This window comes from Indibacter alkaliphilus LW1, assembly GCF_000295935.2.
GTDB lineage: Bacteria > Bacteroidota > Bacteroidia > Cytophagales > Cyclobacteriaceae > Indibacter > Indibacter alkaliphilus.
Genome location: NZ_ALWO02000010.1, coordinates 1 through 26,679 on the forward strand (window position 1 = coordinate 1; position 26,679 = coordinate 26,679).

At 39.9% G+C, this 26,679-nt stretch carries 22 protein-coding genes and 1 tRNA gene; 12 read left to right on the forward strand and 11 right to left on the reverse strand.

The window, feature by feature from the left end:
- Positions 1-248: 248 nt before the first annotated feature.
- From A33Q_RS01230 to A33Q_RS01240, 3 genes are all read left to right on the forward strand, one after another.
- Positions 249-322: transfer RNA gene (locus A33Q_RS01230), tRNA-Asn, on the forward strand.
- Positions 299-673 (forward strand): GIY-YIG nuclease family protein, encoded by a 375-nt coding sequence (locus A33Q_RS21730; protein WP_152527365.1) that lies wholly within the window; start codon positions 299-301, stop codon positions 671-673. The genes A33Q_RS01230 and A33Q_RS21730 overlap by 24 nt, the downstream gene beginning before the upstream one ends.
- A gap of 19 nt (positions 674-692) precedes the next feature.
- Positions 693-1,031 carry a GIY-YIG nuclease family protein gene (locus A33Q_RS01240; RefSeq protein ID WP_016254466.1) on the forward strand — a complete coding sequence of 113 codons (339 nt, stop codon included), beginning with the start codon at positions 693-695 and terminating at the stop codon, positions 1,029-1,031.
- Positions 1,032-1,071: 40 nt separating this feature from the next.
- Here the strand turns inward: A33Q_RS01240 and A33Q_RS01245 are convergent, their stop codons facing one another.
- Positions 1,072-1,281 carry a hypothetical protein gene (locus A33Q_RS01245; protein WP_009036391.1) on the reverse strand — a complete coding sequence of 70 codons (210 nt, stop codon included), beginning with the start codon at positions 1,279-1,281 and terminating at the stop codon, positions 1,072-1,074.
- Between the two features lie 396 nt (positions 1,282-1,677).
- Between A33Q_RS01245 and A33Q_RS01250 the strand changes: the two genes are divergently transcribed.
- Positions 1,678-2,475, forward strand: coding sequence for a Fic family protein (locus A33Q_RS01250; protein ID WP_009036392.1), 798 nt, complete (start codon positions 1,678-1,680; stop codon positions 2,473-2,475).
- Between the two features lie 127 nt (positions 2,476-2,602).
- Here A33Q_RS01250 and A33Q_RS01255 read toward each other — a convergent pair whose 3' ends face one another.
- Both A33Q_RS01255 and A33Q_RS01260 read right to left on the reverse strand, forming a co-directional pair.
- Complete coding sequence (locus tag A33Q_RS01255) at positions 2,603-3,532, reverse strand: J domain-containing protein (protein ID WP_009036393.1); 930 nt, start codon at positions 3,530-3,532, stop codon at positions 2,603-2,605.
- Positions 3,533-3,742: 210 nt separating this feature from the next.
- On the reverse strand, positions 3,743-5,167 hold the full coding sequence (locus tag A33Q_RS01260; protein WP_016254468.1) for a Gfo/Idh/MocA family oxidoreductase: 1,425 nt from the start codon (positions 5,165-5,167) through the stop codon (positions 3,743-3,745).
- 313 nt (positions 5,168-5,480) lie between these two features.
- Between A33Q_RS01260 and A33Q_RS01265 the strand changes: the two genes are divergently transcribed.
- The 4 genes from A33Q_RS01265 to A33Q_RS01280 all read left to right on the forward strand — a co-directional run bounded on the left by A33Q_RS01265 (position 5,481) and on the right by A33Q_RS01280 (position 11,076).
- Positions 5,481-6,431 (forward strand): metallophosphoesterase family protein, encoded by a 951-nt coding sequence (locus A33Q_RS01265; RefSeq protein ID WP_009036395.1) that lies wholly within the window; start codon positions 5,481-5,483, stop codon positions 6,429-6,431.
- Positions 6,432-6,713: 282 nt separating this feature from the next.
- Positions 6,714-8,984 (forward strand): catalase/peroxidase HPI, encoded by a 2,271-nt coding sequence (gene katG, locus A33Q_RS01270; protein ID WP_009036396.1) that lies wholly within the window; start codon positions 6,714-6,716, stop codon positions 8,982-8,984.
- A 116-nt stretch (positions 8,985-9,100) separates the two neighbouring features.
- Positions 9,101-9,478, forward strand: coding sequence for a BlaI/MecI/CopY family transcriptional regulator (locus A33Q_RS01275; RefSeq protein ID WP_009036397.1), 378 nt, complete (start codon positions 9,101-9,103; stop codon positions 9,476-9,478).
- 137 nt (positions 9,479-9,615) lie between these two features.
- Positions 9,616-11,076: a M56 family metallopeptidase gene (locus A33Q_RS01280; protein WP_235062761.1), complete on the forward strand. Its 1,461-nt coding sequence runs from the start codon at positions 9,616-9,618 to the stop codon at positions 11,074-11,076.
- A 37-nt stretch (positions 11,077-11,113) separates the two neighbouring features.
- Here the strand turns inward: A33Q_RS01280 and A33Q_RS01285 are convergent, their stop codons facing one another.
- Positions 11,114-12,151: a hypothetical protein gene (locus tag A33Q_RS01285; protein ID WP_009036399.1), complete on the reverse strand. Its 1,038-nt coding sequence runs from the start codon at positions 12,149-12,151 to the stop codon at positions 11,114-11,116.
- Positions 12,152-12,447: 296 nt separating this feature from the next.
- Here A33Q_RS01285 and A33Q_RS01290 point away from each other — a divergent pair, with 296 nt between their 5' ends.
- Both A33Q_RS01290 and A33Q_RS01295 read left to right on the forward strand, forming a co-directional pair.
- Positions 12,448-13,776, forward strand: a complete 1,329-nt coding sequence (locus A33Q_RS01290) for an aminotransferase class I/II-fold pyridoxal phosphate-dependent enzyme (RefSeq protein WP_009036400.1) — start codon at positions 12,448-12,450, stop codon at positions 13,774-13,776.
- 9 nt (positions 13,777-13,785) lie between these two features.
- Positions 13,786-14,664 carry a PIG-L deacetylase family protein gene (locus A33Q_RS01295; protein ID WP_009036401.1) on the forward strand — a complete coding sequence of 293 codons (879 nt, stop codon included), beginning with the start codon at positions 13,786-13,788 and terminating at the stop codon, positions 14,662-14,664.
- Between the two features lie 202 nt (positions 14,665-14,866).
- Here the strand turns inward: A33Q_RS01295 and A33Q_RS21925 are convergent, their stop codons facing one another.
- The 3 genes from A33Q_RS21925 to A33Q_RS01305 all read right to left on the reverse strand — a co-directional run bounded on the left by A33Q_RS21925 (position 14,867) and on the right by A33Q_RS01305 (position 17,383).
- Positions 14,867-15,052 (reverse strand): hypothetical protein, encoded by a 186-nt coding sequence (locus A33Q_RS21925; RefSeq protein ID WP_009036402.1) that lies wholly within the window; start codon positions 15,050-15,052, stop codon positions 14,867-14,869.
- A gap of 64 nt (positions 15,053-15,116) precedes the next feature.
- Positions 15,117-16,823: an amidohydrolase gene (locus A33Q_RS01300; protein ID WP_009036403.1), complete on the reverse strand. Its 1,707-nt coding sequence runs from the start codon at positions 16,821-16,823 to the stop codon at positions 15,117-15,119.
- Between the two features lie 278 nt (positions 16,824-17,101).
- Positions 17,102-17,383, reverse strand: coding sequence for a GNAT family N-acetyltransferase (locus tag A33Q_RS01305; protein ID WP_009036404.1), 282 nt, complete (start codon positions 17,381-17,383; stop codon positions 17,102-17,104).
- Positions 17,384-17,560: 177 nt separating this feature from the next.
- Here A33Q_RS01305 and A33Q_RS01310 point away from each other — a divergent pair, with 177 nt between their 5' ends.
- Together A33Q_RS01310 and A33Q_RS01315 are read left to right on the forward strand one after the other, a co-directional pair.
- Positions 17,561-18,592, forward strand: a complete 1,032-nt coding sequence (locus A33Q_RS01310) for a sugar phosphate isomerase/epimerase family protein (protein ID WP_009036405.1) — start codon at positions 17,561-17,563, stop codon at positions 18,590-18,592.
- Positions 18,593-18,727: 135 nt separating this feature from the next.
- On the forward strand, positions 18,728-19,612 hold the full coding sequence (locus tag A33Q_RS01315; RefSeq protein WP_009036406.1) for an alpha/beta hydrolase: 885 nt from the start codon (positions 18,728-18,730) through the stop codon (positions 19,610-19,612).
- A 145-nt stretch (positions 19,613-19,757) separates the two neighbouring features.
- Here A33Q_RS01315 and alr read toward each other — a convergent pair whose 3' ends face one another.
- The 4 genes from alr to A33Q_RS01335 form a co-directional block, all read right to left on the reverse strand.
- Positions 19,758-20,915: an alanine racemase gene (gene alr / locus A33Q_RS01320; RefSeq protein WP_016254472.1), complete on the reverse strand. Its 1,158-nt coding sequence runs from the start codon at positions 20,913-20,915 to the stop codon at positions 19,758-19,760.
- Positions 20,909-22,903, reverse strand: coding sequence for a hypothetical protein (locus A33Q_RS01325; protein ID WP_009036408.1), 1,995 nt, complete (start codon positions 22,901-22,903; stop codon positions 20,909-20,911). Before A33Q_RS01325 ends, alr begins: the two co-directional genes overlap by 7 nt.
- A gap of 112 nt (positions 22,904-23,015) precedes the next feature.
- On the reverse strand, positions 23,016-24,236 hold the full coding sequence (locus tag A33Q_RS01330) for an ATP-grasp domain-containing protein (RefSeq protein WP_009036409.1): 1,221 nt from the start codon (positions 24,234-24,236) through the stop codon (positions 23,016-23,018).
- A gap of 209 nt (positions 24,237-24,445) precedes the next feature.
- Positions 24,446-26,131 carry a sulfatase family protein gene (locus A33Q_RS01335; protein WP_009036410.1) on the reverse strand — a complete coding sequence of 562 codons (1,686 nt, stop codon included), beginning with the start codon at positions 26,129-26,131 and terminating at the stop codon, positions 24,446-24,448.
- Positions 26,132-26,679: the final 548 nt, after the last annotated feature.

The following is a 26,679-nucleotide window of genomic DNA, read 5'->3' on the forward strand; positions in this document are numbered from 1 at the left end:
TAATATTCCTCCTTAGCTCAGTTGGTTAGAGTCCCGTACTTACGGGATTAATCAGAGGAGAAAGAAAACATAACAGGAAATAATATTCCTCCTTAGCTCAGTTGGTTAGAGTCCCGTATCTACGGGATTAATCAGAGAGTCAAAGAAAAAATAACGGGAAGTAAAATTCCTCCTTAGCTCAGTTGGTTAGAGTCCCGTATCTACGGGATTAATCAGAGAGTCAAAGAAAAAATAACGGGAAGTAAAATTCCTCCTTAGCTCAGTTGGTTAGAGCATCTGACTGTTAATCAGAGGGTCCTTGGTTCGAGCCCAAGAGGAGGAGCACAAGCCTTGCAGAAATGCAAGGCTTTTTGCATTTTTAGGTATGACTTTTTACATCTACATTCTTTATTCGGAAAAATTTAACAAATATTATGTAGGCCATTCTGATGATCCTTGGAGAAGAATTAATGAACACAATCATGGGAAATTCCACAAGTTCACTTCTGATTACAGACCATGGGAAATTGCAGCTGTCTTTAGAGTTGGAGATGATCGGGGTACTGCTTTGAAAACAGAAAAGTGGATCAAAAAACAAAAATCCAGAAAACTCATTGAGAAATTAATTGACCCGGATTTTGTACCCGGGAAATCCTTAGCTCAGCTGGTTCGAGTCCCGCACATGCGGGATTAATCAGTCCCGTAGGTACGGGATGGTTCGAGCCCAAGAGGAGGAGCACAAGCCTTGCAAAAATGCAAGGCTTTTTGCATTTTTAGGTATGACTTTTTACATCTACATTCTTTATTCAGAAAAATTTGACAAATATTATGTAGGCCATTCTGATGATCCTTGGAGAAGAATTAATGAACACAATCATGGGAAATTCCACAAGTTCACTTCTGATTACAGACCATGGGAAATTGCAGCTGTCTTTAGAGTTGGAGATGATCGGGGTACTGCTTTGAAAACAGAAAAGTGGATCAAAAAACAAAAATCCAGAAAACTCATTGAGAAATTAATTGACCCGGATTTTGTACCCGGGAAATCCTAAGCTTCTTCAAGCCCTTTAACTATTTTGTCTCTTTCCTCTTTTAGTTGCTCTTTAGTCTCCATAATATTCTTTTCAGCATATATCTTCCCGCTTCAATACCAGCTTTCTCTGGTTGGAAAGGAGAGATTCCTTTTGCAATTTCATCCGCATTCACAAACTCTTTACAGTCCAAGATTTCAGGCAAAATGGTATACGAAGCAGTAGTTTTACCTGCTCCGTTACAACCTGCTATGATGTAAAGTTTCTTCATTCAATACAAATATACACTTTACTATCTATTCATCATTTTACCCAATCCATGAAGATAATATTGGTGCGATTACTTCTTACAACCTACTGAGTGAAAGTATTAATTAGTCAACTCCTTCATTACATCTTTTAAAACCAAAAATACCTTACTCCGGTTGCAACTATCGTTGATAGGGGGAGCTAATGAGAAAAAGAGGTCAGAAACGACCTCTTTTTTTGTTTATACCTATCTTAATTATTAGACTTTTCGTATCGCATTCAAATATAATCGTATCAATTCGTATCATTGTGTAACAGAGATTTCAGATCATAATTGTATATTTACGTATCAAATCGCATCTTATTTTTTTCAATACAATAGATGAGTAACTTAGTTTTTTATTGAGCTGTAATAGAGATGAACAACCAACTACTAATTCTAAGCAATGATTTAATTTCAGAGTACTTGGAAAAAGCGCCGAAAGGTTTAAATCATGCTTTTGAAGCATTGAAAGACGCCGAAATCTCCACAGATACCTTTAGTTTTTACATCTCTGTATCCTCAGTATATAGCAGCAAAATAGAAGGAGAGGCTATAGATTTGGATAGTTACGTTAAACACAAGAAATTCGGTATTGAGTTTTCACCGGATTACACCAGAAAAATAGATGACCTGTACGACGCCTACACCTTTGCAAAGGTCAATGAGCTCAATAAGGAAAACATTGCCCAATCCCATTCATTGCTCAGCAAAAATATCCTTACTAAAAACAGGCAGGGAACGTACCGCACACAAAACATGTATGTTTCCACTCCTGATGGCCGTATTGAATATGTAGCGGCCTCACCTTTTGAATTAGAGGCAGAAATGGAAAAGTTTTATGCCGATTTGACGCTACTACTCAAAACAGAACTATCTATCGAAGAAACTTTTTTCTATGCCTCCATGATTCATTTGGTTTTTGTCAAAATACATCCTTGGAATGATGGAAACGGCAGAAGTGCCAGATTACTTGAAAAATGGTTTTTAGCAGAAAAATTAGGCGATAAGGCATGGTTTATACAAAGTGAAAAAATGTATTACGACCAACATCAAACCTACTACTCAAACATCAGACTTTTAGGCTTAGAATACTCTACCTTGGATTATTCTAAAGCACTTCCTTTTTTATTGATGCTTCAGGGTGCCATTATAAATGGGTATCAACAGAAATAGTTGGATTTTTTAGAGTTGAACATCGTTTCATAAACATTAACAATTTCCTCCTTTGAAATGGATGATTAAGTCAAATAAATCCTAACAGGTGAAAAATGGTTTAATCCCAAAATCTTTATTTTGAATATTACAAGTCTGGATAAAAACCAATTATTAAGATCCTAGTAATAAGTACAATTAAGTACACTAATATAACTAAACGATTTATGTTAATACCGGATCTGTATTTTAAAACTATTCCAACAATTAAATAACTAAATAAAACATTAATTGAGGGTGGGAGGAAGGCTGAAGGTTTAAAACTACCTCCCAAAATCATTTCTAAAATGCCATGGGTAAAAAATAGTATCCAAAACACTTTATTTACTTTTTTTCTAATTTGCTTAGAATTGGCTAAATCAGATTTAATTTTTTCCAAATTTGTATTTGGATTTTCATTCCCACATTTTCCACAGTACAAGTGATGCCTTTTTAAATTATTGCCACAACTTTGACAAAACAAGTCATAATTATTCTCATTTAATTCTAGTTTTTTTCCTTCAGTTTTTTCAAATCCACTATTTCTATTGTAAGAATTATAATCAAGTTCCTTCTTTTTTTTAATTACTAAATTTTGGGTTTTGTTTATAGCAGTAATTACGATTTCATCATTAGGGATTTTAAATTCCTCAAGACTAAATACACCTCTTCCATTTGGAATCATTTCTCCAAAAGGTGAAATTTCAACATGATCAGCGTTACTTGTTTCCCAACTAACTATAATCTCCAATTTTTCTTTTCTAGATTCTGTATCGATTTCAAATAATTTAATTGAAGGGTATTTATCTTCATTATAATCCGTAATTATTGAATTATAATCTTCTAAATCATAAAGTTTCCTTTTCTCTGGATTAGACAATGTTTCATAAGCCTCAATAAGTTGAGAAAAAAAGTCTCTTTTCTCTTCTTCAGACAAAGTTGAGTTATTTCTGTAGTCCTTATAAAGTTTATGAAAAGAGGCCTTAATTTCCTCTTCGTTTGCATCCTTATTTAATTCCAGTGACTCATAATAATTCATAATTTAGCTTTCAATAAGATATTTTTGATTTATCATCCCATTAATTAATTTACCTTTTAACTAATTAAGGAATAAAATTTTATTTTGCAAAACCATTCTATAAAGAATTCTTGATTTTTAAATCAAGAATTTCATTTCATTTCTCAAGTTCACCTAAATAAAAAAAGCCACTGAAATTACTTCCAGTGGCTCTTGTGTCATAAGAAAATATTAAACCTGATAAAACTCCTCCCAACCTTTCCGTGGCGGCATACCTGCCAACACCTGATTGGCTAGGGGATTATTCACGATCTGTCTCTTTTCGCGGTCAAATTCCAGTTTTACGCCCATTTGCTGTGCCATCACTCCCAGGCAAAAAACCTGACTGAGTGGGCCTGCAATTTCAAATGGAGACCTCGTCTTTTCCTCGCCTTTACAGGCTTTCAGAAAATTAGCGAAGTGGTTGGATGGGCTTTCCGGTACTTCGGGAAGCTTTGACTCCATTTCCTTGGCTTTTTCTTCGGGGATTATTGACAAGGTACTCCCATGCGAGCCTCCTTTGAATGTAAGGTCTTTGCTGTAAATGATTTTGCCCGGATTGAGTTTGGCAGGTTGAATCTGACCTGTACTTGGTGGCGGGATGTTGGGATCCAGTTCGGATACGCCATAGCCATCCGGTACAGGAGGGATATTGTCCAGTCCGTCATACCAGGTAATGGTCAAGGGTGGCATGTCCCCACGCGAAGGAAATTTAAACTCCAAAGTAGTGGACATGGGGAAAAAGAAAGGGTTGTGACCACTCAATTTTACAGGATTGATTTCATAAGGCAACCCTAAGTCCAGAAATTCATGCGCACTATCGATGATATGAGCACCCCAGTCACCCAAAGCTCCCATTCCATAGTCGTACCAGCAGCGCCATTGACCATTGTGAAAATCTTTATGAAATCCTCTTGGCTGCGCCTGACTGAGCCATGTATCCCAATCCAACGTAGATGGGACTGGCTCTGGGCCTGGAAATCTTGTCATCTCAGTATCCCATCCATGCCAGCGACGCCTTGCATTCATATGTGCAGTGATGGCTGTCACATCTTTGATGATGCCTGCCTCTTTCCAGCTCTTGAATTGAAAATAATTGGCCTCGGAATGTCCTTGGTTGCCCATTTGGGTGACTACTTTTGGATGTTTTTTGGCTGCGTCCATCATCAGGTCTACTTCCTGGAATGTTCTTGCCATTGGCTTCTCTACATAGACATGTTTTCCTTCAGCAATGGACAGCATGGTAACCGGGAAATGTGAAAAATCCGGAGTGCCAATACTGATAGCATCAAACTCGTTTCCGATTTGGTCAAACATTTTTCGGAAGTCTTGAAATTGTTTTGCTTTTGGAAACATATTCATGATTTCCAAAGTCTGCTGAGCTCCCATGTCCACATCACATATGGCCACTACATTACAGAGGCCGGTGTCATAAAGGGATTTGATGATTTCATTTCCTCTGTTTCCTATACCTACACAGGCAAGGTTGACTTTATCTGATGGAGCTATATGGCCCATCGATTTGCCTAGTACCTCAGGAGTAATAATGCTAAAACCTGTAAAGCCTAAGGCGGCAGTGGCTCCTGTTTTTAGAAAGTCTCGTCGATTAGTGGACATGTTATTGGTTGTTTAGGTTATTGAGTTCCTTATCATGATTCGGTCTTTTTTTTGTGCACCGAAAGATTTCTTTCTTCATAGTATGTAATTCTGGATCAAATTAATTGGACTATTTCGATTTTCAGAATGATTCAAAGAAAATCAATGAAAAGGATTGCGGAAAATAATTGGAACGCTAATGTCTAAACCCAAAACTTCATTTTAGAAGAAATTATTTGAAAAATTGATTACCCACTGTGTGCCTATGCGGATTTTAAGATTGAAATTCCTTTAATTTGAAAAGTTGTAATTTGACCAGCGAAAGGAATAAGAAATGAAACAGACCAAACCGGATTTTAATAGAAGAAAGCTAATGAAGGTCGCTGGGTTGGGTGCATTGGCCGGCGCATGGTCATTGACGGATTCTCATTCTAAGGCCCTTCCAGAGTTTTCTCAGAAACCTGTACTAAGGTTTGCTCATTTGACGGACATGCATATCAAACCGGGTCCTGAAGCTGAAAGTGGTGTCAGAAAATGCCTGAATCATATGCTTAAACATGAAAAGCAGATTGATTTTTATATCAATGGTGGAGATATCATCATGGATGCTTTGGGTGAAGAATTTGAGGCAGTGGAAGCCCAATGGGCTGTTTGGAGAAAAATAAAAGCTGACTATCCCGGCCTGAAGTTCCATCATTGTATCGGGAACCATGATGTTTGGGGTAAAACTCCTCATGTAGAAAAATATCCAGGAAAGGCTTGGGTCATGGATGAACATGAAATGGAAAGTCCTTTTTACACTTTTGAATCAAGTGGCTGGCATTTTATAGTCTTGGACAGCACGATCAAAAAGCCGGATGGAAATTGGTATACTGCCCGACTGGACACAGATCAAATGCAATGGTTGGAAAAAACGTTGGAAGAGATTCCGTCCTCAAAACCTGTTTTGGTGGTGTCACATATTCCGATTCTAGGAGCAACCCCGTTTTTGGATGGGGATAATGCCAAGTCTGGGGACTGGATAGTGCCCGGTGCTTGGATGCATACGGATTCAAAAGATTTGATCCGCCTTTTTGACAGGCATAAGAATGTCAAAGTCTGTATAAGTGGCCATATACACATATTGGAATCACTGCTGTATAATGACATACATTACCATTGTAGCGGTGCTGTAGCTGGCAATTGGTGGAGTGAAGAGCCGTATGAGTTTACACATAAAGGTTATGGTCTTTTTGAACTTTTTGAAGACGGTAGCCATACTTTTAAATATGTCAGGTTCGACTGATTTATATGTAAATGGTTTCAGTTTTTTGGAGCAGTAAATAGATAATGTGGGCATGTAAGCTTGGATTTACCGAGGATTAATAGTAGAAAAGTTCATGAGACTTTGAAAATCAGAAAAATTATTCAGAACTGGTCCTTTCTTGCTACTTTCTGATAATCTAATGTTTAAAGAGAGTTATAATTTACTTCAATCAATCATAGAGATTATCGATTACTTTTATAAAACAATAGATGGTATTTTTGGTTCTTAGTTTTTCGATCACCTAATTAAATAAACAAACATATGAGAGTAACTTTATTGAGCGCTTTGCTTTTTTTTGCTTTGATATCCACTAGTTGGAGTCAAGAAAAATCAGGCAAACCAGAACAGGCTGACGGTTGGTCCGGTGCTACCCGAAAAAGCCCCAGCAATGCAATAGCTACCCAAAACGCAGAATGGTGGCCAAATCAATTGAATCTTAGTATTCTGAGACAAAATTCGTCCAAGTCTAATCCTATGGGGGAAGACTTCAATTATATAGAAGCATTCAATAGCCTGGATTATGAAGCATTGAAAGCCGATATCAAAGCTGTGATGACGGATTCACAAGATTGGTGGCCGGCTGATTATGGTCATTATGGAGGATTGTTCATAAGAATGGCCTGGCACAGTGCAGGTACCTACAGAACAGGCGATGGTAGGGGCGGTTCCAGATCAGGTCAACAACGATTTGCTCCTTTGAACAGCTGGCCTGATAATGCCAATCTGGACAAAGCAAGAAGACTTCTTTGGCCGATCAAACAGAAATATGGAAACAAGATTTCTTGGGCTGATTTGATGGTTTTGACAGGAAATGTGGCCTTGGAGTCTATGGGTTTTGAAACCTATGGATTTGCAGGAGGAAGAGAAGATACTTGGGAACCTGAATTGGATGTGTACTGGGGAAAGGAAACTGAGTGGCTGGCTGATGAGAGGTATTCCGGTGATAGAGAACTTGAGAATCCACTTGCAGCCGTGCAAATGGGCTTGATCTACGTCAATCCGGAAGGACCAAACGGAAATCCTGATCCAGTTTTGGCTGCACATGATATCCGTGAAACTTTCGGTAGAATGGGGATGAATGATGAGGAAACTGTTGCTTTGATCGCTGGCGGTCACACGCTAGGTAAAACCCATGGTGCAAGACCTGCAGACAAAGTAGGGCCAGAGCCAGAAGCTGCTCCTATTGAAGAGCAAGGTTTTGGTTGGAAAAGTGGATATGGTTCAGGTAAAGGCCCGGACGCTGTCACTTCAGGCTTGGAAGTTATCTGGACTGCAACTCCGGTAGAATGGAGCCAAGGATATTTCAAAAGCCTTTTTGAGCACGAATGGGAATTGACCAAGAGTCCTGCAGGTGCTCATCAGTGGGTTGCCAAAAACCCTGAGGTGCTATATCCTGATGCATTTGATCCTGACAAAAAGCACAAGCCAACCATGTTGACTACAGATTTGTCTTTACGATATGATCCTGTATATGAAGAGATCTCCAGAAGGTTTTATGAAAATCCTGAAGAATTCAACAAGGCATTTGCAAAGGCATGGTTTAAGCTGACTCACAGAGATATGGGACCGAGAACCACCTATTTGGGTCCGGAGGCACCAAAAGAAGATTTGATCTGGCAGGATCCAATACCTGCAGCTGATTACGCTATTATTGGGGATCAGGACGTTGAAAGTCTGAAGGCAGCAATTTCAAATTCCGGATTGAGTATTTCCGAAATGGTAGAAACTGCATGGGCTTCAGCTTCTACCTACAGGGAGTCTGATAGAAGAGGTGGTGCCAACGGTGCAAGAATCCGTCTGGAACCTATAAGAAACTGGGAAGTAAACAATCCTTCTCAATTGGAGAAAGTATTAGGTACTTTGGAAAAAATTCAAGCGGATTTCAATGCTCAATCTGGTGATAAAAAAGTTTCATTGGCAGACCTAATAGTATTGGCCGGAAATGTTGGTGTGGAAAAAGCCGCTGCAAATGCAGGCCATACAATTAAGGTACCTTTCAACCCTGGCAGAACAGATGCTTCAGCCGAACATACAGATATAGAATCATTTAAGTTGTTGGAGCCAATGGCTGATGGATTCAGGAATTACCTAAAAACAAAATATACCATTTCTACTGAAGAATTATTGGTGGACAAAGCTCAGCTTTTGAGTTTGACTGCTCCGGAAATGACTGTTTTGGTAGGTGGCATGCGTGCGCTTCATACTAATTATGATGGTTCAAATCATGGTGTTTTCACAGATAAGAAAGACATGTTGAACAATGACTTTTTTGTGAACTTGCTTGACATGAGTACAGAATGGAAAGCTACAGACGATTCCAAGGAGTATTTTGAAGGAAGAGACAGAAAAACTGGAGAAGTGAAATACACTGCAACCAGGGTGGACTTGATCTTTGGTTCTCACTCTGAGTTACGGGCATTGGCAGAAGTGTATGCTCAGGAAGACAATCAGGAGAAGTTTGTCAAAGACTTCGTAGCCGCTTGGAATAAGGTGATGAATCTGGATAGGTTTGACTTGGTGTATAAGAATTGAGTTAACCCTACAAATCTGGAAAAGCCAGCTCTAATTCCGGAGCTGGTTTTTTTTGGTCTACACTTGTAGTTTTAAGTTAAATGTTTACATTTGTAGATGTACTTTGAAACTAAATTATGAATGATTTAAAATTATCTCCAACTGAAGAAGATTTGATGAACCATTTATGGAGGCTCAGAAAAGCATTCATGAAGGATTTGCTTGAGGCATATCCTGAGCCAAAACCTGCCTCTACCACAATTTCAACGCTTTTAAAGAGAATGCAGGATAAAAATTATGTCGGGTACAAAGCCTACGGGAAATCGAGACAATACTTTCCCTTGGTGTCTAAAGAGACTTATTTTGCAAAGCATGTAAAGAATCTGATCCGTAATTTCTTTAATAATTCCCCGGCTCAGTTTGCATCGTTTTTCACTGAAAAAAGTGATTTTAGTCAAGAAGAGCTTCAAAGAATTAAAGAAAAAATCGACGAACAACTAAGCCAAAAAAAATGATCATGTTTCTTTTCAATTCCGCTCTATGCCTTTTAGCTTTTTTGCTGATCCACAGGTTGTTTCACAAAAAAGAGTCAATGTTTTATTTTAACAGGTATTATTTATTAGCGTCAGTCTTATTATCATTTTTTATTCCTTTGATTACAATAGAAGTGACTGTTGATGAAGCCCCTCTTTTGGTTCCAAATCAGGAAATAAACTTTCCCCAGACCAATCATAATCCCCCAAATTTAGTTTCAACGGCTGAAACTGTAGGTTTAGATTGGGTCAAAATAGCCTTGGCAGTACCATTTGTTATTTCATTGTTTTTCTTTTTTCGATTTGTCCAAAATATAGCTTTGATTCTCAAAAAAGTAAAAAGCAGTGAGGTAGTGAAATTCAAAAGCCATACGCTGGTTTTACTGGAGGAAAAATCAATGCCGTATTCATTTCTGCGATATGTCTTTTTGTCCAAATCCTCCTATGAAAACGGTGAGGTATCAAGATCCATCCTTAACCATGAAATCACTCATGTAAGAGAATGGCATAGTATAGACAATATTTTTATAGAATTTTTATTGGTTTTTTTCTGGTTCAATCCCATGCTTTATTGGGCAAAGCATGAAATAAAGTTAAACCACGAATTTATTGCGGACCAATCTGTACTAAAAAAGACTCCGGTCAATAAATACAAAAGATTACTTATCTCTATGACCTTGCCGGATTTTTCCAGGAATCTGACAAGTAGCCTTAAATTTTCCTTTACCGAAAAAAGATTGAATATGATGGACAAACAAACAACATTATCGGTTAAAATTCTTAAAGGTTTGGTTACCATTCCATTTTTGGTTGGAGCCATCCTATTATTCAGCGAAAAAGTCCCCGCCCAAGAAGAAATTCAAAAGTCCAGGACATTGAGTTATGAGGTTGATACAGAAAAAACAGAAGAGAATTCCTATGATTTAGACTTCAGTTTGCAGCCAGATGGGACAATCATTTTAGGTGGCAAAGAAATAGATGAGACTTTTTTTAAAGAGGAGTTCTTGGGAAAAATAAAACGTAACAAGGAACCAAAGGCACTTTTACAGGTGCTGCCAGGGACTACCATGGGATTAGTATCAGATTTACAAAACAAACTTTTTTCAATCGGTATTTCACATATTGACCTTGTGCGTTTACCCAAAGAGCAAAAGGAAAATGACCCTGAAAAAGCTGAATTCTACAAAAATGTAACATTTCAAATCATAAAAGACAACGGATCCAGAGTGAACAAAACATATCAGGATTTAAGCGAAAAACAAAAATCCGAATTACCAGATCCAATGAAAGCTCCTGAGAAAAAAAGTCCCACATTGGAAAGTTTTGAAAAATGGAAATCTCCTGAGAATTATGCCATCTGGATAGATGGAGTTAGTGTGAAAAATGAAAAGCTAGAGCAATTTGAAAATTCCGATTTTGCTTTTTTTAGTGAAAGCTTTGTTCATCTAAATGCAAGATCCGAAAGGTTTCCTCAAAAATATCAAGTTCATGCTTACACACATTCAGGGTATGAAGCTTCATACGGCAAAGATTCTGACTTCTTAAGAAAAAGGAACTGGACGATAACTATTAAAGAATGAAGACTGAGCAGTAAGTGCTTATGTGTATAAGAAGTACTCACTTCTCTTCTTTTAAAACACATTTGTACAAAACCTCACAATCCAATTCTTCTTCCTGGTTATATCCAACCCATAAATTTCCCTCCTTATCCCAAAACTCAACCGCCCCTGCCTTATCTGGCATAATAATAGGATGTACTTTTCCTGTAGTACTAAGAATACAATAGTGATTTTTATTCTTTTCAAATATTCTCGAAAAGATCTCCATTTGATCTTTTGTACTTTCGGTGATTTCTTCAAATTCAGCATCTGTTAGGCCTTTGGTGTACTGTAGAAGCACCTGATCATCATGTGCCAAAATTTTATTGATGGCCGCATAAGTGAAATCTTTTGAGCTGAAGGCCACATTGTCCTGTTCTACCTCCTTGGGATTAACCCCCTCTTTTTCTATGAACTGATCAAAATTGATATCAATCTGTTCTAGTGGTTCATCTAGATTATTGAGGTCATAAATCCAGAGTTTTGGCTCATTTTTGAATGCCAGATATAGCTTGCCATCACTAATCTCCATTACAGGAGTGGCAGTCATCACACTGTGAATCTTATCGGGGTTTTTAAATTTCGAATCCTTAGGAATAGGCAGTGCTGCTGTAAAATCCCCAGTATTTAAATCGATGATTTCTAGTTGACTGGATTCAGGATTCACATAAAATGTATTTTTGCCATCTCTTCCAAGGTAGTAAACCAAAGCTTTTTCCTCATCCATAAAATGAAGAATATTGGCATTTGATATCGTCATGGATAATGTCACAGGGAAATCCGGTTTTGCAGCTTTAGTAAACTGACCCTCAAAATCGAAGGCCAATACCCCATTTTTTCCTAGAATTGCCCATTCATTCTCTTTGACAAATTGTGGTCTGGAAAGCGGTGAGCCGCCAATGGCATCAGGCTGATCTCCTGACTTGTTAAAGTTGCCGATTATTTCGCCATCTATAGACATGAGTAATATATCTGAATTCTGTGGGTTAGTAGCCAGAATGTGCTTTCCATCACTGCTGATATCTGACCAAGCTATTTGTCCAATGTAGTCAATCATGACTGAGTCTGTAATGTCCAAAGTATATATCACATCCTCCGAAGTGGAATCAATTGTCTTTTCCTTTTCTTAACAGGAAAACCCAGCCCCAACCAAAGTGAAAATGATGAGATAAGGCAAGTGGTTGAAATGTTTTAAAAATCCCATTATCATTTGCTCTATTGATTTAGTTATAAGATTTATGAATTTAGTTAAAAGTTTTTTTACATACTATACCTCTTTCTACAATCTGGATAAGATTTGAAAAATGGATTCTTTTGGCCTATCTTTTTACATCTTTTAGAATTAAATAACTTATGCAAGAAAAAAACCACCTCTCGGATAGAGGTCAGATGGCTGCTGGAAAACCCCTTCGTATGGATTTAGAAATCTATAATGAAGCGATGCAAAACCGCTATTATCCAAGCTCCAATCCTGATGGCGCCTTCCCGATGACTGTTGCCGAAAACCACCTTTGTTGGGAAATGTTGCGGAATAAAATGCAGGAGATATCCCGGAATCAGGAAATTCCGGAATGGGTGGCCAGCTATGGAGATCCTGCGGGTGTGCTGACTTTTAGAGAAGCTATTTCAGGATTTTTAGGGGAATTTTTGGTGAAAGACAAGATAGACCCCAACACACTTGCTTGCTCGGTAGGCGCTACTTCTGTGATTGAAATGACTTCGTTTCTATTGGCTGAACCTGGAGATACTGCAGTAATTCCTGCGCCCAGTTATCCTGTGTATACAGCAGATATAGGAGTGATGGCAGGATTGAAAAGGTTTGACTTGCAAACCCACCATGAGGTTTCAGAATTGGTAAATGGTTTTCCCATAACATTGTCTCATTTGGAAAATGCCAAGAAAGAGATTGAGGAAAAAGGGACCCGTTTCCGGATGTTGATCCTCACCAGTCCGGACAATCCTACTGGTGGAATTTATAGTGAAAATCAGTTGGTACAAATTGCTGATTGGTGCGAAAAAGAGGAAATTCACCTGATCGTCAATGAAATCTATGGCCTTGCCATTATAAATGTTGACCATCCTGAGATACGTGAAGATTATCCAAAGGCAATTGAATTTAAGTCTTTTGGTAGGATCATGAAAAAAAGGCAAAGCCCTTATTTACACCTTTGGTATTCCCTTTCCAAGGATTTTGGGATTTCAGGATATAGGGTTGGGATATTGCATTCATACAATGAGCAACTGATAGCTGGATATAGGAATATCGGACTGACACACGCCATTTCCAACCACACCCAGTGGCTGCTTCAGGAGGTTTTGACTGATCAGGCCTTTGTCAAAAAATATTTGGAATCTTTTCAGGAGGCATTGACCAAATCCTATATAATTGTTCGTCAAACCTTGAAAAAACTTAAGATTCCTTTCAATCCTTCTTATGGGAGCCTGTTCGTCTGGATGGACCTCTCGGGATTGCTCGAAAACCAAACAGATGAGGATCAGCACCAACTTTGGCTGGAGATATTCAGGCAAACAGGCATATTACTTACTCCAGGAAATGGTTTTGGTCACAGTAAAAAAGGCATGTTCAGAATAGTGATCACGTCAGTAACTCATGAAGAACTTGAAGTTGCCATGGAAAGGTTTGAGAAATTTTACCTTGAAAAAAATAGCGAAACCAATTAACCCAAACCTATGAAAAATGCTTTAGTCTTATTTTTATTGATGTTATGTGGCTTTTACTTTCCTGTAAATGCCCAAGAAAAACCATTAAAAATCTTGATGATAGGAGCTCACCCAGATGATTGCGATATCAAAGGCGGTGGAACAGCTGCCCTTTTTTCCGCTATGGGCCATCAGGTCAAATTTATCTCGGTGACCAATGGAGATGCAGGACACATGGATATGGGTGGAGGTGTATTGGCAAAAAGAAGAATGGCTGAAAGTCAGGAGTCAGCCAAAAGATTGGGAATCACTTATGATGTGTTGGACCATCACGACGGAGAATTGCTAGCAACCCTTCCCATACGATTGGAAATCATCCGTAAAATCAGGGAATGGGATGCCGATGTGGTCATTTCCCACCGGGCCAACGATTACCATCCTGATCATAGGTACACGGCGATTTTGGTGCAGGATGCCGCATTTATGGTAGGAGTTCCCAACATTGCGGCAGATACTCCTCCGCTAAAAAAGAACCCTGTGTTCCTTTATTTTCAGGATAATTTCCAAAAACCCTATCCTTTTCGGGCAGACATTGCCATAGACATTTCTGAGGTCATCGATCAAAAAATCAATGCTATGGATGCTCATGAATCCCAGTTTTATGAGTGGCTGCCATGGATAGCCAACGACCCTGACCCGATACCAGAAGGAAAGGATGCAAGACTGGCGTGGCTCAAAAAGAAGCGGACTTCAGCACCACAACCTAAGGTAAGAGAAGCTTTGGAAAAATGGTATGGAAAAGAAAAAGCTTCAGGGGTGCAGTTTGTTGAGGCATTCGAAATCTGCGAATACGGCACCCAACCTGGAGAAGAAGAGATCAAGAGGTTGTTTCCGATGCTGCCAAGGTAATCGTGATTTTTGAAATTAATAAAGGAGATGGTCAATGTTAATTATAATAGCTTCACTTTGTCATTTCGAAGAAGGAACGACTGAGAAATCTATTGTCAACTCTATTAAATAGATTTCTCTCTACGTTCGAAATGACAAGGTTAAGCTGAATAAGTTCAAGCCTGAAACTGAAACCCGAGGGACTTTTCTCTTAATGGGAGCCTCATAGCTGCTCAAAAATCCAGTTAAACATTGAGAGCAGCGTTGTCACGCGGTTGTACCGCGGGACCTTTGAGTCCTGAGTTTTCAACTCTTTTTGAGCTAAAAGCTCAATACTCAGAAATCCAAAGGTGCAACCTTCGGATAACGCATCAGCTTCACCATCAAAAAAGACCTGCCAGGTTTTCATCAACCCATCTTGCTTTCCCGATACTCAGGACAGGCCTTGCGTCTTGTATCTTGACTCTAATCTCTCAATCCTCCTGATAAACAATCCTTCCTCCTACTATAGTCATTTTCACCTTGGTATCCAGTAGTTGATTATCAGGAACAGTCATGATGTCCTGGTTGAAAACGGTAAAATCCGCTGCTTTTCCAACTTCTATAGAACCTTTGAAATCTTCTTCAAACTCTGCGTATGCCCCATCCAAAGTGTAGGATTTGAGTGCCTGCTCCCGGGTCATTTTCTGATCAGGTTCAAAACCTCCTTCTGGAGTCATTTTCAATGTCTTTCTGGTCACAGAGGCAAAGAAAGAAGGCATAGGATCCAGTGGTTCTACAGGCGCATCCGTCCCGTTAGAAATCACAGCACCGGACTGAAGCAACTTTTGCCAAACATAGGCTCCGTCTTTGATTCTTTTGGCGCCTAACCTGCCAATGGCCCAAGGCCGGTCCGAACTCAGGTGTATGGCCTGAATGGCAGCAATGACACCCATTTCCCCAAACCTACTGATGTCATCAGGATGAAGGTGCTGGGCATGTTCTACACGGAATCTATGGTCTTTCGCTTCTGGAAATTTGGCGAATGCAGCCTCATACCTGTCCAAAACCTCTCTGTTTGTCCTGTCTCCGATGGCATGGGAACAAACCTGAAAACCAAGTTCCAAGCCTTTTTCTGAAACCCTTGAAACCAAATCTATCGGCATGGTTTCATGTCCTCGATGTCCGGGTTTGTCTTCATAATCTTCCAGTAGCCATGCACCCCAAGGGCCAAGAGCGCCATCCATATTCAGTTTGATAGAGCGAACAGTGACCATATGATCAGGGTCGATTTTCGGTCCTTTTTCATACCAGGCTTCAATCAACTCAGGGATACGACTGGAAAGCATCACATACATACGGGAAGTGAGTTTTCCTTCTTCTTGAAACTTTTCCAGTAAGTCGATCAGACCTTGATCCCCTCCGGCATCATGAAAAGAAGTGATTCCTTTTTCAGCCAATTCCTGAAGAGCCAGTTCAAGTGCTTTTTCCTGCCTTTCAGGTGTGTCCTTTGGAATCAATTTAGAAACTAAAGTTGAAGCTCTTTCCACCAATACACCAGTAGGATTGCCCAAGTCATCCCGCAGTACTTCTCCACCTTCTACCTCTTGCCTGGGGTTTTCGCTTCCCAAAGGTGTAATCCCCGCCAGTTCCATGGCTTTTTGATTGACAAATGAGGCATGTCCTGAAGCGTGGGCCAAATAGACCGGGTTGTCGGGGGTAACTTCGCTCAGTTCTTTGTGGGTTTGGAATCCCTTGACCGCATTGTCAGGAAGCTTGATCCATTTGTCCTGATGCCAACCCCTTCCGGTGATCCATTCGCCGGGCTCTGCATTTCCGGCTGCTTCAGCTACTTTTTCGATCAGCTCCTCATAGGTTTGTACATGCATTAGATCAATGTCCAGCTTATTGTAACCAATCCCCATCAGGTGTGCATGGGACTCTATAAATCCAGGAGTCATGGTCTTGCCTTGCAGGTCAATGACCTCTGTTTCATTACCTACATACGAGTTGATTTCTTCAGAACTGCCAATGGCCATGATCATTCCGTCTTTGACTGCTACAGCCTGTACTTTGGGCATTGCCTCATCTACGGTGTAGATAGTTCCGTTGATAAAAACTTTATCAGCAACTTTCGATTGATCTCCTCCACAGGAATATAAAAGGATCGTGAAAAAGAGTAAGATGTAGATATTTTTCATGGGTTTGATATTCTTTTTTCAAATTTATCAGTTTTGGACTTTACCTAAAAACCATTCCTGTAATGAAAGAAACATGGACAATCCATTTTCCGGTATTGCCGAGTCCATAGGGTATTTTAGAGGGGTGATGGTGGCGACTAAAGATTGATATTAAGAGATACTAGATTGGATACTGATAGATATTGCATGATACTTATGGATATTTTAGATATTCATAGATCCTTGAGTATGGTATGGTGGTGGTGCAATATCGACCAATATCCAATATCAACTAATATCTATTTCAATACATCCCTGATTTCCTCATTTTTATCAAAGACTGATTTGGCAAAAGGGCAAAGCGGCATAATTTTCTTACCTGATTTTCTGGCCAACTCGACTGCTTGCATCACCATTTTTTTGCCGGCACCTTCACCTCTGAGACTGTCATCCACTTCGGTATGTTCTATGATGAATAGTTGGTCTCCTGCCTTAGAATAGACCATTTCGGCCTTTTTCTCACCTTCCTTTTCGATGAAAAAGTATCCTTTTTTTCCGTCTTCCTGATGTTTTATTTCCATACTTGTCTGATTACTTTAAATAATAATTTAGGTAAATATTTTTTAAAAGAAAAAGAATCTATGTCTTGTCTCAGAATACAAAGGCTTTATAAAATATTATTTTTTCAATCATATTCATTATGTTATTTGTACACATAAACATAAATTGTTATCCAATACCATTAAACCTAAAATAAAATGAATAAAAGAAGAGAATTTTTGATCAAATCGGCCCTAGGTGTAGGTGGACTGATCACAGTACCGTCTTGGCTACATGGTGCTCCAGCCATCATCAAAACCTACAACAAACCAAATTCAAATATAAACGGTGTGAAGATTGGCTGCATCACTTATTCATTTCGCTCTAGGCCAGACCAAAGTCTGGAAGCGAATATCCAGTACATCAAAGATGCCGGAATAAGTGCGGTGGAAATGATGGGAGAGCCTGTGGAATATTTTGCAGGAATGCCCGCTCCCACCTTTGATAGGAGAAGAGGGTTTCAACTTGGCTGGAAACAAAGAAGTGGTGAAGACCTTACAGCTGATGAACAGGCCGAGTGGAAGGAATTGAGGGGGCAAATGGATGCTTATGGGCAAGTGGTAGCCAACTGGAGGGCCAATGTAGACCTCAAAAAATTTGAACAGGCAAAAAAGTTGTTCAAAGGTGCAGGAATAGAAGTTTATGCCTTTAAACCCAATGCTTTTGGTGCCAATAATTCAGATGCAGAAGTTACCTACGGCATGAAAGCTGCTAAAATCCTAGGTGCTAGCCACGTCACCTTAGAGCATCCCTCCGATGACGCTCAGACTTTAAGACTGGGGAAGCTGGCTGATGCCAGTAAAATGAAAGTGGGCTATCATGGGCATGAGCAACAGACTTTTACTTTTTGGGATAAAGCTATTGAGCAGAGCAAAGGTAATGGGCTTAATTTTGATATTGGTCATTATATAGCTGCGGGACATACCGATGCAATGGATTTGATTGCAAAGCAAAATGAAAGGATATGGAGTATGCATATCAAAGACAGACAGACACCTGAAAACGGCAAAGGCAATCTTCCTTGGGGTCAGGGGGATACTCCGCTAAAGGAGGCCTTGACTGCCATGAGAGACAAAAAATACAAGTTTCCCGCTACGATTGAATTGGAATATGATGTGCCGCAAGGCTCTGATGCAGTCAAAGAGGTACAGAAATGTCTGGAGTATTGTAGAATGGCCTTAAGTAAATAACCGAAGGCTGTGTCTTCGGATTCCTGATAAAAGAGTCTGGGACTTGATATTTTAATTCCACCGCAAAATTCGGCCTTATCAGAAGTCCGACGGCGCAACTTTCGGACAGTTTGATAACCAATCTTTCTTAAATCAATGAAGCAAAAAATAAAATCATCAGTATTACTTATTTTTCTAATTACAATTCAAGCAACAGGGTTTGGTCAGACCAGTATAAAGCTATACCCAGGCCCGGCTCCCGGGTCAGAAGATTGGACCTGGTCTGAACAAAAATTTGGGAATGATCCTGACCATGGAATTCTTTATAATATTTCGGAACCAGGGCTGATCCATTATCCGGCACCCAAGGATAAGGCAAATGGGACGGCGGTGATTGTAGCTCCCGGCGGAGCTTTTCATATTCTTGCCATAGATAATGAAGGAGTAAAAATTGCTGAATGGTTGAACGGGTTAGGTATTTCTGCCTTTGTTCTGAAATACCGGCTTGTCAGGTCTAAAACTGATAACCCTTTGCAGGAGCTTGGCCCTTTGATGCAGGACAAAGAAAGGCTGGATTCCATCAATGCTCCGGTGGTAGAAATGGCCAAAAATGATGGAATCGAGGCAATGAAGCATGTAAGAGAAAATGCTGAAAAATATGGCGTCAAGTCGAATCGCATTGGATTTATGGGATTCTCGGCCGGTGGTACAGTGACCATGTCTGTTGCCCTTAGTGCACCGGAGAAACTGAAACCTGACTTTCTGGTACCAGTGTATCTTTACCGAAATGCAGTCTTGGGTGCCCAAATGCCTGAAAAGAAAACCCCCATATTTATTGCAGTGACATCTGATGATGAGTTGGATTTTATGCCTCATAGCCTAAGCCTATACCAAGATTGGTATGAAGCTGGTCATCCCTCAGAATTGCATGTGTATGAAAACGGAGGACATGGCTTTGGATTTGCAAAAAAGGGTACAAGTTCTGACCAGTGGACTGCCGATTTTGAAAATTGGCTTAGGGTGAGGAAACTTATACCTTAAGTTTATATACGCTATCCGGAGGCTAAGCCTTCGGATTCCTGACGAATAAGTCTGTGTCTTGATGTGTTATTTCGCAGCAAGATGCAACTGTCCCAAGAGTCCGTAGGTACAACCATTGGACAACGTGATTTCTTGCTTTAAAACCTCATCTAACCACTTTTCTGGGTATAGCAGCCGGCAATCTACTTAACATTTCATTGTTCAACAATTGAGTGGTATTGGTAAAACTCGACACATTGATCACATTATTTTGTTGTCTTCCGATCAAAACTACCTCGTCACCCAAAGCCACATCCTTTATATGAGAAATGTCCACCATAAAAAGATTCATATTGATAAGACCTACAATAGGTGCTTTTTTGCCCTTGATCAAAACCTGACCTCTATTGGAAAGTGCTCTGGGATAGCCATTGGAATAGCCCAAAGGCAACACCGCAATTTTCATATTCTGCGTGGCTTGGAAGGAAGTACCATATCCGATAAACTCCCCCTGATCTACCTGCCTGATATCCATAATATCAGTTTTCCAGGTAAAAATCCGCTTTAGCCCTACATCATTTTTCTTATTTACTTCCTGCAAATGGGCAAAATAAATGTCATTGCTGGGCCAAAATCCGTATTGAGCCACTCCTACTCTGACCAAATCATAGACAGTATCTTTCATGGCCAAGGCTGCTGCCGAACAGGCAATATGTCTGATATTGGGCTCAATTTTTTTTGCCTTGCACTGCTTCAAAAAATCAGCATAGCGCTTTTTCTGAGCATCGATCTTAAATTGATTGGAATTGCTTTCAGCTCCACCAAAATGTGTGCACAACCCTTCAAATACTACATGATCGCGATTTTTTTTCAGAAAGTTCAAAGCCATTTGAAACTCACTTTTCGGCATTCCTGTCCTGTTGGCTCCGGTCTCTACCTCTATATGAATTTTGGCAGGCTTTCCTACTTTTTTTGCAGCTTCCAACGCTTTGGGTAGACGTTCATAATTGTAGACAAAGAACTCTATCTCGTGTTCAATTGCCCAAGGGATATCCACTTCATATATAATCCCCATAATCATAATACGACTTTCGGGAGTACATACACTCAGGACTTCCTCTGCTTCAAAGGAGGATGCCACAGAAAAGTGATTTACCCCACACCTTTCGGCCATTGGAACAAATGTCCTTATACCATGCCCATAGGCATTAGCTTTTACTACGGCAGATAAAATAGCATCCTTACCTATTTTTTTTCTGATAAAATTGATATTGTTCTTATAAGCCGATTGACTCAGCTCTATTCTAGATGAATGCTTTACCATTTTTTCTTGATTTCCAGCCAAGTATATGCACGCCCCCAGCTTTCCTTAGCTATTTTTTTTACCTTCAATACTTCCTCGTTGGGGACTGTTTCCATTTTTTCGGGTGCTTCCAGGTTATTGTAATGAAATGCGTAAATTCTACCCGCAAACTCTTCAAAGGGAAGTGAAGATTCCCCATAGTTTTCTCCATTCCCAAAAACAGAGGGTTTGATCCCCTGCCCCCAATCTTGCCTGCCCTCGTTGTTTGGATTGACGAAATACACCCTGAAAATTCCCTTAGGGTCTTTGTCTACTCTGTGCAAGGAGACTGCGTGGAATCCAAGCATTTCTCCTTTGGCGGAAGTTATAAATATTCCTACAGGATTGGGATAAATCAGGCGATGCCCTCCGTTGTACAAGGGATGGCACATCGCATAAAATATCTTTGTGAAACCTTCAAAATCCACAATGGCATTGCTGGGATAATCATAGGCAGAAGCAAAGCCAATCTGCACCCATTGCCCATAAAGTGCCGGATTCACCCATTTATGAGGGTCTTCTCCCCTGCCTGATGCACGGAGCATCATCTCATTGTAAATCCGATCTAAAAGGGGCACCAAAGTCACAGAAACTGCATCTAAGTTATGATCCAGGTTTTGGACCAGTCCTTTTCCTGTTTCTGAGGCTTTGATTTCCTGGCCTTCAAAACGAAAACTCAGATCATCAACAGTGGCCGCAGTCTGTACCATATTTATTAATTTGGCGGGAGCATGTTGACTCCACATACTGATACCGCGAGCACTTTGACAAGTTGGATTATTACCTTGCCCCAAGCCCAAGGGCTGTCCAAGTACTCTGAAAAGCGCTCCCATCAGGTATTGTTTCGGCGAAACTGACTCATGAGGCGTTTTGGTAGATTTGAGTATACGCTTCTCCACTTCAGGGTGAATTTTTACTGTACTGAGATTGTACAATCCTGACCTTACAGCATCTCTGGACAATATTCCTTTCTCAAGCATTTTGGCAAGACCAAAAATGCATTGGGCATTGTAAGGGTGTATGGTCTGGAGAATCAAATCTGTCACAAATTCTCTGTGCATCTTCCACCTTGCCTCTCCGGCCGGGTCCAGGGCAAGACAAGGAGGAACAAGTGCAAACTTTTCATTTTTGATCAAAAAAAGTAACAACACAGCGTGGTATTGGCTCACCAAGCCAAATTCCGCCATGGATTTGCCCATTTGGGAAGCTTCATTTTTCAACTCGTTGGTACTCAATTGAGGCAAAAACGCGCCATATTCAGCAGCATTTTTGTCAGCAGTGTTTTCCGTTGGCCTATAAATACACCTTTGAAATTTTAGTAAACTCCAATCCTCGGGCCTATTCGGGTCAAGCTCAATTTTTTCTTTGATCAGCGCTATGATTTTCCTTGGCCCTTCAGTGACCACAGGTCTTTGAGCACAGATCAATGTGAGCTCTTGGGCCAGCTTTTCCTTGATCGCATCAAGTTTTATTTTTTCAGATAAAAAGCGGAAAACAGCATGAACCTTATTCAGTTCGTGTTGACTCATGACTAGCCTTGTTTCTTCCAAAGGTTCATTAAACACAAACTCAAGGTTGGAAACAATGACTTCCTGAATAAAGTTTTCAGCTTCATTTTGGGAAAAACTTTTCGACTGAAAATGCTTTTCAGCAATGGCTAATATTCTCAATTCACTGAGAAGCTCTATTGTGGAATTGGGATGGCCACTTTTTAAGGTGCCTGAAACCAAGCGCGGTACCAATTTGGAAGGATCAGCCCAAGCTGTACCTTCAAAAATACCTGCATCGGTAAAGTCTTTGATGTATTGGTAAAGCAGGGTCAATCCCTCTTTGCTTTCCATCAACAAATCTGCCTGTCCCAGTAATTTTCCTGCTTTGTCAAATTTTGTAAACTTTGAAGCCAAGGAAAAGTCGTGAAAGACCTCTTGTAAATTTTGCTCTTTGTTATCGGTAATAGTTTGGTTTGGCATTCGAAATGGGGAAAATTTTTAATTGATTAACATCTAAAGATGTAGAATTTAACAAAAAATAAAACCTTCCCGAAGAAAGGCTTTATTTCAGCACTGTTTATGGATAGCTATCTTAATGATAAAAATCCACATTTTCATAGTGCAATAATAGTTCCGTCATTCTGTCCGGATCTTCCCCTTTGAAATTTACTGTTCCAAAATGGTTCCCAAAACCTTCTCTACTATCTATTTTTTGATTGGTCAAAGGAGGTATCAGGTTATGGTCCAGAAAATACGGTTCCTCTCTCAGTTCATCAGGAATTTCCAGCTTATTGATTACATTCTTCTGTGGGTAAATCATCACATTTCCATAAAATTCCTTTGGCCTCACATCGAATTTCGGAAGAATTTCATTGAGTTCCTCTTCTGAAAGATTCGGATCATGACAAAGCACAAATGCTCCCAAGGCATCAAAATCGTATGCTTTTCCTGCCAGTTCCAAGATATGTCCCCCGGGGATCCTGCAAGCCACCTCACCAAAGCTCAATTCATCATTTGCAGTAAGGAACCATTCAGGGTGAATCATTCCATATTCTATACCGAAAATATCCACGAGTTTTTGCATCTCCTTCATGATCTTATCCCGTTTGGTGTGGAGATAGTGTCCTTCAGGAATGAAATTACTGTAGCCCAATTTTACATATTCTGTAATATTGAGAAATCTGATTTTCCCCCCGTGAACAAATGCCTCACAGGAAAACTCTGTTCCCGGCAGGTGGCTTTCTGCCAAGCATGGAAAATCACCGTCCTCACATTTTTCATCAACGTCATTCATGGAACGTAAAAGCCTATGTCCAACGGTGCCTGCCGATGCAAAAGGTTTGATATGGACCCAGCTGTCTTCTTCACCTTCGATCTGAAGATTGGCCTCATTCAATCTTTTCATAAAGTTTTTGACGCCTTCTTTACTATGTACTTCTTCGAAAAGCCCGACCCGAAGTCCACCTATCAGTGCTTTTCTCTTCATCATTGCTTTGTTCCTAAAAAGGAAAGCACGGTTCAAAACTTTAGGATCATCCCGATAAATAGAATTCAAAGCACCTGCCCATTCTACCGTTTCTTCAAAAAGGGGAACAGCCACATCTACGTCAAAAGCTTTTAGTTTTTCATGCAAATCCAAGGAATTGGAACTATCACTCCATTCATCAAATTGATAGGAAACAAAGGGGATCCCATTCTCTTTTGCATAGCTTTCAAAAATAGGGAACGAAACCACCACAAAAGGTTTGTTGAGTTTTTGCATACTTTCAATGACAGGTAAACTCCAACCCATCAGTGCGAAACATTTAGCCATTATATTTTAAAATTTTGTTTGGCTTTAATATAATCTGATAATGGATAAAGTCAACCTATTTCTATTTTAAAATGGAAATGTGCTAAATAGTGAAAATAAATCTCAATAAGATCATGTTTATTTCCATAAATTAAGCAATGCCGTAATAAAGAAACACCTGAAAAAGGGGCTGGATGAATTGAAAATTCTTGTCTTTATTTCTTCAAAAATCACATCAAACGTCGTCTTCTTTCTCTGATTTCTTCTACTTTCTCCTTACTTACACCAAAAACTTTACCCTCAGCTGCATCTTTCATAAGCAGGTCAATGTACTTTTGTGAAATCTCATTGCTGTCTTTGTATTTTTTCCTCAGTTCCTCCAATCTAACATGTAAGTCCAGCTTAATATCTGCATACTTTGGGTCATCATAAAAATTGGTGAGTTCGTAAGGATCATTTTTGCTATCCAGCAATTCCCATTGGTCTTCCACATAGTAATAATGCACCAGCTTGTAATCTTTGGTCACAATGGCATAATGCCTGTTGACCATGTGCTCTGCGGGATACTCATAGTAGTGATAGTAGACCGCATCCCGGTCCCATTTCTCATCATTTCCGGTCAGTAAGGGAATCAGGCTTTCACCCTGCATGTCCTCAGGGGCATTGACTCCTGCAGCTTCCAAAAATGTCTGTGCAAAATCCAGGTTTTGTACCAGCTCATCTGAGCGTGAACCTGCTTTGATCCTATCAGGCCAAGAAACCAAAAGGGGTGTTTTGAAAGACTCGTTGTAAATAAATCTTTTGTCGTACCAGCCATGTTCGCCCAAGTAAAAGCCCTGATCTGAGGTATAAACAATGATGGTATTTTCCATCATATCATTGGCTTCCAGGTAATCCAGCAGTCTGCCTACATTTTCGTCCACAGCTTGAATGGTCCCCAGGTAATCCTGCATGTACCTTTGGTATTTCCACTTCATTTTATCTTCATCGGTCATCTTGGGATATTTTTTGGCAAAATCCTCGTTCACCTTGCCATAAGCCTTTAAAAAATTATCCATCTGAGACTCGTTCAACCTGCTGTATTCATAAGCATACCGGGCTTTGTCATAGCCAATTTCTGGAATACCCAATTCATCCATCATTTCCGGAAACACCTTATGGTCTCCCGCCCAGCTCATGTGGTGTAAAATATTCATTTCTGCTTCAGCTGCAGGAGTAGCACGTCCTGAGTAGTCATCAAAGAGCGTTTTTGGTTCCGCAAAAGTCCTGCTTGTGAAATCATCCAGATGTCTTTCAGCCATCAGCCAAGAGCGATGCGGTGCCTTGTGGAGGTACATCAGCATAAAAGGCTGTTCTTTTTCACGCTCATTCTCCAACCAATCCAAAGTCATGTCTGTTACGATATCGGTAACATAGCCTTCTACTTCAATATTGCCATCGTATTTGGTGATAAATTCAGGGTTATAGTAAGCACCTTGACCCGGGAGGATTTTAAACTGATCGAAGCCTTTGGGGTTGTTGCCAAAATGAAGCTTGCCAAACATAGCCGTCTGATAGCCTGCATCCTGCAAAAGCTGTGGAAAGGTGATGTTGGTAGTGTCAAAATGGAAATGGTTATCCACTTTTCCGTTGAGGTGGGAATGCTTTCCGGTCAGAATGGTGGCCCGACTTGGAGCACAGATGGAATTGGTTACCGAGGCATTGGTAAATAGCATGCCCATTTTGGCTATCCGGTCTATGTTTGGGGTTTCGATCAAAGTATTGTCATAAGCTGAAATCGCCTGATAAGCATGGTCATCAGACATGATAAAAATGATGTTGGGTCTTTCCTTTTTATGCGTTTCAGGTTTTTCACTGCTGCAAGAAATAAGCGCTGTTAGCAAAAAGGCAAATAGAAGAATTCGGGAATTTTTCATAGTGCTTGGTTATAGAGGGAGTTTAAAAGTAACAAATAAATTTCCTTCCTGTAAACTTTACATGATGAATTTCCCTTTGAACTGATGGAAGGGTGAAAAAAGTAGGGTGAAAGTTATGGCCTACGAAATAAATATACTGTTGTTGAGAATGTTCAGGAGTTTTTAAAAGCCTTGGCTATGCGGAGGTTGTGTCTTCAGATTTTTGGTATTTGAGCCTTAAGCTTGACATTTAATTTCGTCGCAAAATGCGACTATACAAGAGGTCCGACGGCGCAGCTGGCAACTGGCACATTCCTCTATTTGCCGATACTAGGCCTTTAGCGGGTTTATGATCAATCGTAAAAGATAAGCTTGTTGAAAGCCCAAAAATAACTTTGCGTCATTGCGAGAAATAATGAAAGGTTTCACGCAAAAGTGCAAGGGAGCAAAGAAAAAATTAAACCCCGCATGTAGCGAAAATAATGTAGAAGAGATTATCTAAACTTTACTTTGTTTTTACTAATCAAAATTGAAATTAGTAAAGTTTAATATGATTATCCGCTTGTATA